The organism is Candidatus Rickettsia barbarica, from assembly GCF_041477405.1.
Lineage (GTDB): Bacteria > Pseudomonadota > Alphaproteobacteria > Rickettsiales > Rickettsiaceae > Rickettsia > Rickettsia rickettsii.
This window is the reverse complement of record NZ_JBEWYL010000001.1, coordinates 222382-236207: the sequence shown is the minus strand read 5'-3', so window position 1 is coordinate 236207 and position 13826 is coordinate 222382. Positions and strand designations below refer to the sequence as shown.

The following is a 13826-nucleotide window of genomic DNA, read 5'->3' as shown; positions in this document are numbered from 1 at the left end:
TTTTAATTTAAACTATTAATATTACTGTATAAAATCTTATAAATAGGATAATATTAAATTAGTCTATTATTATATTACCTATGTGAAACAAAATTTATCTAATCAAATTAACCTACTCGAAGCAAAAACTCATTTTTCTGATCTAATACAACGTGTACAAGACGGAGAGCAAATTACCATTTGTAAGCATAATACGCCGGTTGCAAAAATTATAACTCAAAAACCTAAAATGGATAATATAGTAGAGCAAATAAGAGAATTCCGCAAAGGCAAAACATTAGAGCTCCTTATACTAATTAAAGAGCTTAAAGATGAAGGTAGACAATGGTGAATTCTAAACCGTTTATAGCCGATTGCTCCATAACTGTCTCATGATTCTTTTATGATGAACGTGATAAATATTCAGATTTTACATTAGATTATTGTTATAAGTTTAGAGTGATAGTACCGCCTCTTTGGAGACTTGAAGTAACTAATGTAATATTAATAGCAGAAAAACGTGCTAGAATAAAATCAGTAGAGGTTATTAAAATTATAGATTTTTTAAACTCTCTCCCCCTTAATATATCAAATTTAAATTTTTCCATACATGAAATTAAACTGCAAGAGCCAACAATCTTACTACATATGATACAACTTATTTCTTAACTGCCATGCATGAAGTACTTCCTATGACCACTAACGATAAAGCATTAATCAAAGCATGTCATAATAACGGCATTCCACTATTTTATAATACAATAATCCATATTTTTCATAAAAAGTTTATGGAAATTTCTAAATCTTTTATTATACTTAAACATTAATTATATAAAATAAAATAGTATCATGGTTTTAAATATCAAAGCTCCTGAAAATATAGTATTAAAACCAACCATTACAGTTTTTGGCGTTGGAGGTGCAGGTAGTAATGCAGTAAATAATATGATTAGTGCTAATCTGCAAGGTGCTAATTTTGTAGTAGCTAATACTGATGCACAATCGCTTGAACATTCTTTATGCACTAACAAAATACAACTCGGTGTTTCTACGACTAGAGGTCTTGGGGCAGGAGCTTCTCCTGAGGTTGGAGCACTTGCTGCTCAAGAATCAGAAAGCGAAATTCGTAATTACCTAGAAAATAGCAATATGGTATTTATTACGGCAGGTATGGGCGGTGGTACAGGTACCGGTTCTGCACCGGTTATTGCACGCATTGCTAAAGAACTAGGCATCCTTACGGTTGGGGTAGTAACTAAACCTTTCCATTTTGAAGGCGGTCATCGTATGAAAACTGCCGATAAAGGACTTATTGAATTACAGCAATTCGTTGATACTTTAATTGTAATACCGAACCAAAATCTATTCCGTATTGCTAATGAACAAACGACGTTTGCCGATGCTTTCAAAATGGCAGATGACGTATTACATGCAGGCGTTAGAGGAGTAACGGATTTAATGATTATGCCGGGACTTATTAATCTTGATTTTGCCGATATTAAAGCAGTAATGAGTGAAATGGGTAAAGCAATGATGGGTACAGGTGAAGCTAGTGGCGAAGATAGAGCTATTAAAGCAGCAGAATCTGCAATTTCAAATCCACTGCTAGATCATAGCTCAATGTGCGGTGCAAGAGGTGTATTAATCAATATTACCGGCGGTTCCGACATGACCTTATTTGAAGTTGACAACGCTGCTAATAGAATTAGAGAAGAAGTAGACAACCTTGATGCTAATATTATTTTCGGTTCAACATTTAATCCGGAATTAAAAGGAATGATCAGAGTATCAGTTGTTGCTACCGGTATTGATGCCGATAAAGTACCGACATATAAACCCGCAATAGCTGAAACTACCAATATAGTTCCTGAGGAAACTTATAATAAAGCTATAGCACAACCTACACAAATAGAAGAAATGCCTGATTTTAACAGCTACAGTACCGAAAATATTGAAATTACCGACTCTCCAATAAATCAAAATTTTATCGGAAATGCAAAAGAGCTAGGGTTACATGCCAATACTTTCAACAAATCTGAAGATGACTCACCCAAACCATCATTTTTAGGAAAAATATGGGGTTCGCTGCGTGCTTCAAATAATCAAACTTTAGAACGCAAAAACGTTGTTGTTAGTACTCTAGATCAAGATAATAAAGAGTCTGATATTCATGACATACCGGCTTTTTTAAGAAAGAAACGCGATTAGATTAGAAAATGAATATAATTTCAGAACAGCATAAAAAAAGAATTATTAGAAATAACTAAAAATTTTCCTGCAGATACTGCATCACTAATAAATTATGTAGATAAAACATTTAAATGTTACATTCATGATTTATCTTTATCGGATCAAAAAGATTTAAAGTTTTTTATAGCAAAAAGCTTTGCAAATCAAATTGATGTTTGTAAAACTAAAGAACATGTTCAAAATTTTTTACAAGAGTTACACGAGCTATGGGAAGATTTATTTGAAGAGATATTGGAAGATAAGCCTGTATATAGTTTAGACATTGACGGAGCAACATACTATGCCGCATTAGATTTTACCGAATTAAATCAAAATAATATGCTGAATACAAGATTTAGCGCAACCTCCCTTGATTTTCATTTAATAGAAACGCTACCTAACTTTTCTAGTGACAAACAAAAATATAAGGCTGAACTAACCTTTACAGAATTAAAACAAAATAATTTTGCAAAAATATATTTGGAAAAACAACAATATAACTCTCAAAGTATTCTTATTTCAAATATACAAAATAATCACAATAATTACATATTATTTCCTAAGATTATAACCCTTGAAGAACAAGTTACTATAGATATATTAAATAATTTATTATTATTAGGTGCTTATAATAAATGTAATTTTTTTGAATCCAATAACGGATCAGAAATATATTTTAGATTACCTAATAATGAAAGGCTTGCCATGAAAGTTTTTAGTTGAAATAATCAGCCTATATTAAAAGAAAATAAATTTGAAAATTCTATATTATTTTTAAGTACAAAAATAAACGAAAATGGTGATGTTGACTATAGTGCAGGCTTTATGGTAAAATAAATGCTTTTTATATAACTCCTCTAGGCGAGATAATGGATTCTAATTAAAAAAATAATCATATGCCAAATAAAATTATACTATTTTATCATGTTTTTTAAATACTGATTTATTAGCCAATACCGATAAGCGGTTAAAAGATATTGCACCCTATCCTACACCACTTGAAAATCAAAAGTGTTTATGTAATTCATTTACCTACAGAGTCCAATGAAGAAAAGCTAAAAGTAGAATTGCAAGCAACAAAAAATGCAATGCAAGATTGTAATCGTGTTTGGTTTGGTAGTAAGCTGGAAACAAAAACTTTAGAAAGATGGGGATATAATTATTATATAATCGATCAAGTTAGCGATCACCCTACTAGTACAATGATGGCATACCCAAATGTAAAAGCAACCATACAAACGGTTAGTGTATTTTTAGGCGATGAAACATTTTGAAGCTATAATAGCAAACTACCTATCGTAGTATATGCTCCAAAAGATGTTGAACTACATTACGTTATTTGGCATCAAAATGATACAATCAATTCTGCAAAGGAAGAACCAGAAAAAATAATCAAAAATTCTGTAAATCAGAAATTTTTACTAGATTGCTTAGTCGAAACTTGCAGTTTCTTCTTGCAATGACGAAGACTAACACAGTTAGCATACTAAATTACTCAGAATCTTCCTCTACAGCTTCAACTTCTTGCACTTCCGGTACAAAATGTTTAAGCATGGACTCAATGCCGTTTTTTAAGGTGATGGTGGAACTAGGACATCCAAGGCATGCACCACGAAGTGCTAATTTAACTACACCGTTTTCAAAGCCTTTATATATTATATCGCCGCCGTCTTGTGCAACAGATGGACGCACCCTAGTTTCAATAATCTCTACGATTTGCTTCTCTATTTCCGAAAGCCCATCAAGGTTATGATTTACATTATCTGCTTTGGTGTTGTCTTCAAATACAGGAAAGCCTGAAACAAAATGATCCATAATAACCATTAAAATTTCAGGCTTTATAACTTGCCAATTACCTTCAGCTTGTTTAGTTACTGTTATAAAATCACTACCGAAAAACACCGATTTTACATTATTAATATAAAATAATGATTCTGCAAGTTTGCTTCTTCCTTTTACTTCAGCAAGCTCACTAAAAAATACCGGCTGATCACTACTTATTGCCTGCCCTAGGAAAAATGTTATGGCATCCGGATTGGGAGTATCTTCAGTTTGAATAAACATGATTAAAGCACACTAATAAATTTGTTGATTATTATAAATTGATAGTACTACTTTTACAATATATTTGTATTTAGGCATTTTTACATGGCGCTCACAAGTATGTCATTCCTGCGGCAGCAGGAATCCAATACTACCTATCCACGTCATTGCGAGAAGGCATTTATGCCGACGAAACAATCTCATGCAATTTAAGAGAGATTGCCACGCCGCTACGCTCCTCGCAAGGCATTGTTGCAGGAACCGGTAAAGCACTCGGTGTCAAACCACGGGATGACAGAGGTGAAATTGATCCACACAACAACGCCTCCTCGCAATGACAATTATAAATATTTTGCTAGATTCCCGCTTTAGCTAGAAATAACATAAGGCGGCAAATATCTAATTAATATATAAGCCGGTATAAAACAAAATCCTGCTACAATAAAGAAATAAGTCCAGCCTAAATAAGTAGCTGCATAGCCTGAAATACTACCAAACAATATGGTACTAATATAAGCAATAGAAGTAATTAAAGCAATTTGGGTTATACAATATTTAGCACTACAGCATCTTAATTGGTAAGAAAAAAACGGCGATATAGTTAAGCCCTTGGTAAATTCTTGAAAGAAGACCGCTATATACAAACTTGTAATATCTCGATTATAAAAATAGAGAAATAAAAAAGATAGGCTAGATAAAGCATGATATATTAATACTCTTTTAAGCAAATAAGAATATTCATATTTTCGGCACAAAAACCCACCTATAAAACCTCCAAGGATTGTAGCACACATACCGAAAGCTTTATATCCAAGAACTAAATCTTTCTTCGTATACCCAATATCGAGATAAAATATATTCGGCATAATTGACAGAAAATTATCTTGAAGACGATATAGAAGCATAACACTAACAATTATTAGCCATTTAGGTTTCTTGACAAAATCATAAAAAGCATGCCACAATCTATCAAAATCATTAACAATTATCTTATCTTTAAATTTAAGCGGATAGATTATAATTAATAGTAATGACGGTATACATAAAATTGCCATAGCACGATAAACATCTTGCCAGGATATGATAGTAGATAAATATAACGCCCCTGAACCTGCTATAAGTATACCTATTCTAAAGCCTGTAGTACAAGCTGCCTCACTTATGCCCCAATTTTTATTTGTAATAAGTAACATCTGTGATGATTGAAGTAACATATCATAAATGGACGAAAAAAATGCCACAGCTACTAAGCATAAAGCAAATGGTATAAAATGAGTGTTAGGGTTAAAATTTGTTAGAACATATACACAAAAAATACAACTAACCAAAGCAATAATTAAACAATATTTATATCCCCGATTACTTAAAGGAGCAAAACTTACTTTTTCAAGCAAAGGACCCCATAAAAATTTAAATATATGAATAAAATTCACTAAACTAAAAAGCCCGATAGTGATTTTATCAAAACCGGATTCTCGAAGCCAAAAAGAAAGAGTTGAACCGGTAAGTAAATAAATTAAACCTCCAGGAAAAGAAATTATTAATATAAAGAAAATATTAGATATATATTGAAATCGTGAAAAATTTAAACTTATGAATTTATCCTCCTTTAAAATATACAGTTGTCATTCCTGCAAAGGCATCATCACCCGCATGTATATCTAATCGTCATTGCGAGCAGCCATAAGGCTACGTGACAATCTCATGCAATAATAATAAACTCTTGAGATTGCTTCGTCAATTACTTACGTAATTTCCTCGCAATGATATAAATGACGTAAATCTAAACTACGATACTTTCTTTCTTTTATTACCGTAGCTGTTACCATCAAAGGTTCTTTTACGGCTACTATCAAAAGCATTAAACTTTTTACCGTCACCGCCGGCTCTTTTACCGAATGATCTTTTACGATTATTTTTATCACTTCTAAACTCACTACGTGGTGTAGATTCTCCTTTATTTACTAAACGATCGATTGCACGCCATCTAATAACATCATCAGGAGAAATAAAAGACAACGCATGTCCGGTAGCCCCTGCTCTACCCGTTCTACCTATCCTATGTAAATAATCTTCAGGACACATAGGTAAATCATAATTAATAACATGCTGTGTATGAGGAATATCAAGCCCACGAGCCGCTACATCAGTTGCTACCATTATTCTATGGCTTGACTTACGAAATGATAAAATTACTCTTTCACGTTGACGCTGACTTAAATCACCGTGTATAGCTTCTGCTGTATGATTTTCATATTTCAACATTTTAGCTAATTGATCGGCAGAACGTTTAGTCTTCACAAAAATAATGACCGATCCTTCCCTATTACCAAGTTGTTTAGTTAATGCACTAAATTTTTCTTTATCAGAAACATGCATTGATTCCTGTTTTATTTCTGCAGCTGCTTTATTAGTAGCACCTACCGTAATACGTACCGGATTGTTTAGATATTTTTGAGAAACAGCAATAATATGTTTTGGCATAGTAGCGGAAAACATTAAAACTTGTCTTTTTTCTGGTAAAAATTTATTGATTTCTTCTAATTGTTCTTTCATCCCCATATCAAGCATTCTATCCATTTCGTCAAGTACGGTTATGCCTATACGATCAATTTTTAGACTTCCCCTATTTAAGTGATCGATAATACGCCCCGGCGTACCGATAATCACTTTTGGATTCTTTTTTAATTGCATAAATTGTTTAGGCATCGGTTCACCGCCTATCAAAACTGCACTATTAATTTTATAGGATGTAGTTACTTTATTTAAAGTACTGTGTATTTGCGTTGCTAATTCTCTAGTCGGAACAAGAATTAAAGCAGTAGTTTTATTTTTAATAAATGAATCAATTAATGGCAATAAATAAGCAAGAGTTTTGCCTGAACCTGTTTGGCTAGAAGCGAGTATGTCCGATCCCGCCATTGCAACCGGAATCGATTGCTTTTGTATTTCAGTCGGCTCAGTTATATTCATTGTCTCGAGAGCAATAATTAATTCTTCAGATAAATTAAAATTTTTCATTATATAATCCAATATAGTTTTAAATCAAAATATGCACATTATTGATTAGACCTCTTAACATAACTCATTTCTTAAAGATATATGAGACATCGACACTGCTCTCTCATCCTTACATACTTAACTATGTACGCTGCGTAGAGTAGAAGTTCTTATTCCCTTTATAAGATAAGTTATACAAGAGGTCTATTATATAAAAAATAAGTTATAGTAAATTAAAATAACGACTTATATAATTATCCTGAATCAAAAAATATGCTTAAGCTAGATTACAAAACACCCACTAAATATATAAAACGATAATGAATAATGAAACTATTTTAGAATCTTATTCAAGCCAGAATAATATTATTAGATTTAGGGCATTTTCATGCCCTTTAGTAAAAATAATTTATTATACTTAAAATTATATAGGTTATTATAAGACAAAAACAAAATATTTACTATTTTGATAAAGATGACTAGGCTACCCTAAATTATAAACAATTTTGGATAGCTGCTTTTGGTATTATAAATTTATTTAATTCTGAGGTTAACAGCATAGGCTTTTCCTTGCTTTTCTTCAAGATCAAAAATTACATCTTGTCCTTCTTCAAGGCTATGTAAACCTGCTGCGTCTACGGCTGATTTGTGTACAAACACATCTTTGCCGCCATTGTCCTGTTCAATAAATCCAAAATTCTTTGTAGAATTATACCACTTAACTTTACCTACTATATTTGTAGCCATAAAAACCTTTATTAGATAGAAATTACTTATTTGAACTTAACACACGCTTATAATAACTAAAACTTAAATTTTACTTTAAGCCTTACTTAAATATAAGAGCCGATAAAAATTCATTATGCAAAACTACCTTACCTTGCGGCATTTGTCAATAAACATGTCAATAACATGCAAGAGAAAGTATTACCTCCTGGAACTAATCTATCATATTATTACTATTTTGTCACTATTTAAGTTAATTATCTAATAAATTAATGAGTAAACTAACGATTTTAAATGTGTTTAATAACTTTTTCATATCAGACTAATATATTAACGATGAAAGTACTTGCTTTTTCATATTTTTTTTATTAATCTGTCCACTTAGCAAATGCAACCTTAATATCCACAACTGCCCGCGTGATGGAATGGTAGACATAACGGACTTAAAATCCGTGGAGCGTAAGCTCTTGCCGGTTCAAGTCCGGCCGCGGGTACCATTCGCCATTTTTAGGCAAATTCACCAATGTATCAAACAGCGAACGTAGCATAAAATCAAGCTTTTCAGGTTTCAATATTAAGTTCCCAAATATTAAATTTACTAAACGTCTTTTTTCGCTCACGCTGGAACTTTTAAATATCTTATAGGCACTTGAGGCTGTTGATATCAAGGAAACCTGTAGCGATAACCGAAATTAATGCGTAGCTGTGACCCTAATGTATTAATTCACATCGCAACTAGATATTATGAGTGAAACTGATTTAGAGATTGCCACAAAACACTAACCACCAAGCCAATGCCATTTAATATGTTTACTTTAGCTGAACATTTGTATAAGACAATTGTCGAAATCAAGCAAATTACAATAGACGAATAGCATCACTGCTTCGCTTATTTTAGACTAAAGAAATCTAGCAAACAGAATAGATTGAAAAGGCAATAAGTAAAAGCTTTGCAGCGTTTTTACTTAATAACACATACGCTTTAATAAATGTTGTTTATTATATTGTGCTTTAGAATTTGTAGGATCAAGTTCAATTGCTTTATTATAAGACTCAAGAACTAAATTGTATTTACCTAGTAAATAGAAAAAGCCGTATTTTTGAGTAAGATAGATTTATTAAATATATAATTATTAACTTATTCCCCCTATAAATTACTTCTCTCACATGATAATTAAACTCTATCATTAATATATAAGCTAATTTTAAAGAGTTAAAATATAAAGAAGAAATTTTAACCTCTGAGTCTTATATTGATGAAAAGAAAGAAAAGAAATTAAAAGTTCAAAATGCATAGTTTTGACTAGTTTTTTAACTTTCTGTTATTTCTTTTTTAACTATATAGACGAAAAAGCAGCAGAATATAAACTACAGCAAGCAGCAGCAGCAAACAAGTTAGATAAAGCTGAATGATGCAATCTATAATATTTCAGCAATTCTCAAATAATCTTGAGGGGCAAGATTTTCAGCGCGATAATTATCATTGATTTTCAACTGAGTTAATACTTCATGTATATTAGGTACAAGATTTTTCAGTGATGATTTGATCATTTTCCGTCGTCCTGCAAAAGCAAGCTTTGTTATTTGCTCAACTTTATTTATCAGAGCAATAGACGGCGAATTTTCTAAAGGTATTAGTTTAACTATCGCAGAATATACTTTAGGAGGTGGATAGAAAGCAGTTGGCGCTACGTCAAAGCACTTTTCCACTTTAGCTATTAACTGACATATTACTGATAACCTGCCATATGCTTTAGTTGAGGGTATAGCACAAATACGTTCTACTACTTCCTTTTGTAACATTAGCGTCATACTAGTAATTAACCGTACTTCTTTCAGCCATCTAATCACTAACTCAGTACCTATATGGTACGGTAAATTAGAGATTATAGTTACTTTATAGTCAATTGATTTAGACTCGCCTATATCGTTCGCTCTCCTATTAGTTATAGGCTTCGCTTCTCGCTTCTTGTATGCAAATCCAACTGAATTGACTATATCACAGCTTAAATCGGTTAAATTTATTTTAAGAGCATCTTGTTTAATAATATTTAGATTAGGATAATATTCTTTAATCTCATTAAGGAGCGGGAGGCATCTCTCATCTGTTTCTATAACAGTTAAGGATTCAGGATTTTTCTGCAATATTGACCTAGTTAACCCTCCTGTGCCGGGCCCTATTTCTAATACTCGGCTATTTTCTGCCAGGTTACTTGCACGTACGATTTTATCACATAGACTACTGTCAAAAATAAAATTTTGTCCGTGCTTTTTAAGAGGATTAACTTGATGTAAAGCTGCGTGTTTTGCAATTGAAGGGAGCATAGGGTATATCATTCCCGTGAAAGCGGGAATCCAGTAAAACATATAAAAACTTGTTTTTATATGTTTGTTTTCATCAAATATAATTCTATATTAATAATCAAGGTTATTTGTCTGGATTCCCGCCTACGCGGGAATGACATAGAATAACACACACTAAGACGGCAGCATTATTTTTATAGCTGCTTTCTTACGCATATTTTCAAACATTTTTTGTGCTTTTTGCGAAATCTTTTTATTGGTTAGGAAATTTACTACATAATTATTTTCATCTTCATTAACATTTAATATTTTTTTGCTGCACACTAATGTTATTTCAAATTTGTTATTTACTTCAAAAACATTACTTGCTTTATCAGGAGTTAAGTCCTTTACAATAGTTTGTTTTACACCTTCTATCTTGCTAAGTTTATCGGTAATAATTTGCATAGTAGCAAAATTATCATAAAGCGATTTTTTAACATCCGCACATTTTTTTAGTCGATTTTTCAAATTATTCATCTGCGTAAACGCTTTATTGCCACCATCTTTAGATGTAAATACTTGCATTGAAATTTCTACGTCTTTTTGATCGCTAGATAAAATTGCAACATCTATTTCTTTATTACTTACTTGTACCGATCTTGATAGACTTGATAAAATATTCATTTTAATCAACTCGGATTTAATTTGGGAAATAAAACTATCAGGATTAACTGATCTGCTTTTTAGATACTGAAGAAGAGAACCGTGAGGCATTTTATTACGATCTTCAATAGACTTAATAGCATTCTCTATCTCTTCTTGCGGAATTTCTCTATCTCCTGCATATTGAAAAAGCAAAGAGTCGTCAATTAAGCTCTTAAGTGCTAAGTCACTTAGCTGCTTATCTTGAGCAGGCGTTAGACTTTCAACATTATTTAGTGCCATAATCATTTTTTTTCTAGCACGGAACTCATTAAGAGTAATAGGTTCATCATTTACGGATACTACTATATTCGGTAATGATGCTTGTGCTACATTAAAAGTAAAAAAAACGGTAATGATTAATAATAATTTTCTCATGTGATACTCTGAATAAGTGACCAGTAAGTAGACGAAGTTTTATTTGGAAAAGAGCAAGGAGTCTATAAGTCAAGGAGCGGAGCGTACATTTAGTACGTGAGCACCGCAGAACTTATAAGACGACATAGACAATTTTTCAAATAAAACGAATATACTCACATGTTTAAAACTTTTAAACCGATAGAAATAGTCGGCGAAGAGGTAGTCTTTTTGATTCCTCTACTTCCATCGGCTAGATAATCGGAATAAATCTTTGCAGTAATTCTAACACAATCTTTAGCATATGTCATCCTAATAGTTCGCGTAAGTAAATTTGGAGACCGTCTAGAGAGATCAATGCGTGCACCAAAGCCTATAGTCCAATTTTCCGCTAGCTGATAATTTATGTCTCCATAAAATTGTCGTACTCTATTATTTGAAACCTTTATACTTTCTACGGAATAATCTTTGTTAAGATTGTGAATAAAACTACCTAGCAAGTTAATCTTATCATAGTTAAAATTTCCTCCCACTTCATCCCTAATAGGTCTGAAATATCTATCTTTCCGAAAGCTATAAAACACTTCTAAATTATTAGAAAGATTACCTAGTATCCGCCCTACATTTTCCTTATCATCAGCTGGCAAATTTATACTATATCTTGTATTACGGGAGTGTCCTAAAAATAATTTTAAATAATTTTCTTCTTTAGCAATACTAGTATTTAAGCCGTAACTTAATCTATTACCGAAATCATGGCAATCAATACCGCTATAACGGTTGGATAAAAAGATATTTTTTTCGGATAATTCATATTTAGCAGGATCAATTATAACAAATTTTTTATCTTTCTTAGATAGTTTACGTCCCATAGTAAAAGAAACTACCGGCTCAATAAGTAAATTTATCGTTTTTGTTATATTGCCTACTAACGGATAACGCCATAAAGTTTGCAATTCTGGTATATTCCTTTGAAATGCTTTACTTTCTCTCGGCTTATCTACATAAGCCCGCCTAGCAAGATAAAAATCGCCTCTATCTTTAGCAGCAAAATCAAAAATTTGTCCTGAAGCAGTCAGCACATTATGCATAAAGGATAGTTGCAAAGAGGTTCTAGCAACTTGTTTTCCTATTCTTTCTTTGTACATTAACGTATTATTTTCAACAACGATATGGCTGTTGTCATTATCATTCAAATTTATCACGTTTTTTGTATTGATTTTTGGTAATACTAGAGGATCGGTATATTTACGATCATTACTACCTAAGCCTTGAAAACTTAATCCTTCCGCCGAAAAATAATCAGCCTCATGAATTTTATTTAAGAATATTTTAGAAGTTAAATATGAAGCGTAGTTATTATAATAATTTTTTAAATAAGCTTTATCCGATGTACGCTCCACCCTGAAACCGTAATCATAAACTTTATCGGTACTAATAAAATTACCGCTTGCTGTATAATGATAAGAAGAAACTCTTTTATTTTTCACTACACTTCCATCTTTTTCTAGAAAATACGGTAATTTACCGTAACTAACTTGAAAATTCATATTATCGGTATCATTCAGGCGATAACGTACTTCTAGCTCATAAGTTTGATATTTACTAAAAATTCTTGGAGTGAGAGTAAAATCGATATTAGGTTTTGCACGTAGATATAGGGGGATGCCAAACCCTTTATTTTTGACGTCAGGTACCAATAATCCAGAAGTTGCAGGGGCCGTATGAGTCGGATGGAAAAAATACGGTAAGTAACAAATCGGTACACCGTACACTTCAAAAAACACGTTTTTATAAACTACTCTATGCTCTACGGAATGAATATAAGTATCCTTAGCAGCAATTTGCCAAATAGGATTTCTATTACAAGCAACATCACAAGGGGTAAACTCGGCATGGTGCAGCTTAAGATTATTTTCATCTATTCTTTCGGCAAGTTTAGCAATTAAAAGATTATTATCACCGGAAAGCAAAATGAATTCCGATATGATACCTTTCTTAAATTCATCTTTTAAAACCGCTTTGTCTCCCTCTATTATCCGATTTTGTTTATCCTTAATTCGGATATTACCTTCTGCCCTTAAAATATCGTTTTCTATATCATAAAGTAAATTATCTGCTGTTAATAAATACTCATCCGTGATAATTCTTATATTACCTTTAGCATATATCAAATCCTGATTTTCATTATACTCTACGAAGTCAGCTATAATATTGCTTATTTTACTATTTTGACCATTCTTAGAAAGAGCGGCAAAACTTACCAAAGAAAATATTATGATAATAAGCAAACATATTATTCGCAGTAGCATTTATATTAATAAATATATTTTAATAGTAAAAAATAATAGCAAGCTATTAGCAATATATCAAATAATAAAAAATTTTGCTTGCTCTTTTGTAGTACAAGGTTATTCTATGGAGATGATAATCATCATTGCGAGGAGATGCATAGCATCGACGTGGCCATCTCATGAAGTAGGATAAACTCCTGAGATTGCTTC

General features: G+C 31.9%; 13 protein-coding genes, 1 tRNA gene and 2 pseudogenes. 7 read left to right on the top strand and 9 right to left on the bottom strand.

Features of this window, described 5'->3' with window-relative positions; translation table 11 throughout:
* Positions 1 to 82 precede the first annotated feature (82 nt).
* The 5 genes and pseudogenes from ABVF33_RS01320 (at position 83) to ABVF33_RS01300 (ending at position 3671) form a co-directional block, all read left to right on the top strand.
* Positions 83 to 331 carry a type II toxin-antitoxin system Phd/YefM family antitoxin gene (locus ABVF33_RS01320; RefSeq protein WP_499705954.1) on the top strand — a complete coding sequence of 83 codons (249 nt, stop codon included), beginning with the start codon at positions 83 to 85 and terminating at the stop codon, positions 329 to 331.
* Positions 325 to 648, top strand: a pseudogene (locus ABVF33_RS01315) (type II toxin-antitoxin system VapC family toxin). The gene ABVF33_RS01320 and the pseudogene ABVF33_RS01315 overlap by 7 nt, the downstream one beginning before the upstream one ends.
* A 180-nt stretch (positions 649 to 828) precedes the next feature.
* Complete coding sequence (ftsZ, locus tag ABVF33_RS01310) at positions 829 to 2187, top strand: cell division protein FtsZ (protein WP_499705953.1); 1359 nt, start codon at positions 829 to 831, stop codon at positions 2185 to 2187.
* Between the two features lie 273 nt (positions 2188 to 2460).
* Positions 2461 to 2931: a hypothetical protein gene (locus tag ABVF33_RS01305; protein WP_499705952.1), complete on the top strand. Its 471-nt coding sequence runs from the start codon at positions 2461 to 2463 to the stop codon at positions 2929 to 2931.
* A gap of 254 nt (positions 2932 to 3185) precedes the next feature.
* Positions 3186 to 3671 (top strand): annotated as a pseudogene (locus tag ABVF33_RS01300) (ecotin family protein).
* A gap of 28 nt (positions 3672 to 3699) precedes the next feature.
* On the opposite strand, the gene ABVF33_RS01295 reads toward ABVF33_RS01300, so the two are convergent.
* The 5 genes from ABVF33_RS01295 to ABVF33_RS01275 form a co-directional block, all read right to left on the bottom strand.
* The gene (locus ABVF33_RS01295) at positions 3700 to 4272 is read right to left on the bottom strand and encodes a NifU family protein (RefSeq protein WP_499705951.1); all 573 of its coding nucleotides are present in this window, start codon (positions 4270 to 4272) and stop codon (positions 3700 to 3702) included.
* 160 nt (positions 4273 to 4432) lie between these two features.
* Positions 4433 to 4570 carry a hypothetical protein gene (locus ABVF33_RS01290; protein ID WP_499705950.1) on the bottom strand — a complete coding sequence of 46 codons (138 nt, stop codon included), beginning with the start codon at positions 4568 to 4570 and terminating at the stop codon, positions 4433 to 4435.
* Positions 4571 to 4619: 49 nt separating this feature from the next.
* The gene (locus ABVF33_RS01285) at positions 4620 to 5846 is read right to left on the bottom strand and encodes an MFS transporter (protein WP_499706127.1); all 1227 of its coding nucleotides are present in this window, start codon (positions 5844 to 5846) and stop codon (positions 4620 to 4622) included.
* A 193-nt stretch (positions 5847 to 6039) separates the two neighbouring features.
* Positions 6040 to 7272: a DEAD/DEAH box helicase gene (locus ABVF33_RS01280; protein ID WP_499705949.1), complete on the bottom strand. Its 1233-nt coding sequence runs from the start codon at positions 7270 to 7272 to the stop codon at positions 6040 to 6042.
* A gap of 513 nt (positions 7273 to 7785) precedes the next feature.
* Positions 7786 to 7998, bottom strand: coding sequence for a cold-shock protein (locus ABVF33_RS01275; protein WP_004997759.1), 213 nt, complete (start codon positions 7996 to 7998; stop codon positions 7786 to 7788).
* 390 nt (positions 7999 to 8388) lie between these two features.
* Between ABVF33_RS01275 and ABVF33_RS01270 the strand changes: the two genes are divergently transcribed.
* A tRNA-Leu gene (locus ABVF33_RS01270) sits at positions 8389 to 8474 on the top strand.
* A 468-nt stretch (positions 8475 to 8942) separates the two neighbouring features.
* Here ABVF33_RS01270 and ABVF33_RS01265 read toward each other — a convergent pair.
* The 4 genes from ABVF33_RS01265 to ABVF33_RS01250 form a co-directional block, all read right to left on the bottom strand.
* Positions 8943 to 9092, bottom strand: a complete 150-nt coding sequence (locus ABVF33_RS01265) for a tetratricopeptide repeat protein (RefSeq protein WP_146610389.1) — start codon at positions 9090 to 9092, stop codon at positions 8943 to 8945.
* A 304-nt stretch (positions 9093 to 9396) separates the two neighbouring features.
* Positions 9397 to 10302 (bottom strand): 16S rRNA (adenine(1518)-N(6)/adenine(1519)-N(6))-dimethyltransferase RsmA, encoded by a 906-nt coding sequence (gene rsmA / locus ABVF33_RS01260; protein WP_499705948.1) that lies wholly within the window; start codon positions 10300 to 10302, stop codon positions 9397 to 9399.
* 153 nt (positions 10303 to 10455) lie between these two features.
* A complete protein-coding gene (locus tag ABVF33_RS01255; protein WP_499705947.1) occupies positions 10456 to 11343 on the bottom strand; it encodes a SurA N-terminal domain-containing protein in 888 nt (295 codons plus the stop codon).
* A 155-nt stretch (positions 11344 to 11498) separates the two neighbouring features.
* A complete protein-coding gene (locus ABVF33_RS01250; protein ID WP_499705946.1) occupies positions 11499 to 13634 on the bottom strand; it encodes an LPS-assembly protein LptD in 2136 nt (711 codons plus the stop codon).
* Here ABVF33_RS01250 and ABVF33_RS01245 point away from each other — a divergent pair.
* Positions 13600 to 13809, top strand: a complete 210-nt coding sequence (locus tag ABVF33_RS01245) for a hypothetical protein (RefSeq protein WP_014273704.1) — start codon at positions 13600 to 13602, stop codon at positions 13807 to 13809. The genes ABVF33_RS01250 and ABVF33_RS01245 overlap by 35 nt on opposite strands.
* Positions 13810 to 13826: the final 17 nt, after the last annotated feature.

Coding starts and splice junctions, on each gene's coding strand:
- ftsZ (WP_499705953.1), top strand. CDS start 829: ATGGTTTTAAATATCAAAGCTCCTGAAAATATAGTATTAAAACCAACC.
- ABVF33_RS01295 (WP_499705951.1), bottom strand. CDS start 4,272: ATGTTTATTCAAACTGAAGATACTCCCAATCCGGATGCCATAACATTT.
- ABVF33_RS01280 (WP_499705949.1), bottom strand. CDS start 7,272: ATGAAAAATTTTAATTTATCTGAAGAATTAATTATTGCTCTCGAGACA.
- ABVF33_RS01275 (WP_004997759.1), bottom strand. CDS start 7,998: ATGGCTACAAATATAGTAGGTAAAGTTAAGTGGTATAATTCTACAAAG.
- rsmA (WP_499705948.1), bottom strand. CDS start 10,302: ATGCTCCCTTCAATTGCAAAACACGCAGCTTTACATCAAGTTAATCCT.
- ABVF33_RS01255 (WP_499705947.1), bottom strand. CDS start 11,343: ATGAGAAAATTATTATTAATCATTACCGTTTTTTTTACTTTTAATGTA.
- ABVF33_RS01245 (WP_014273704.1), top strand. CDS start 13,600: ATGATAATAAGCAAACATATTATTCGCAGTAGCATTTATATTAATAAA.
- ABVF33_RS01250 (WP_499705946.1), bottom strand. CDS start 13,634: ATGCTACTGCGAATAATATGTTTGCTTATTATCATAATATTTTCTTTG.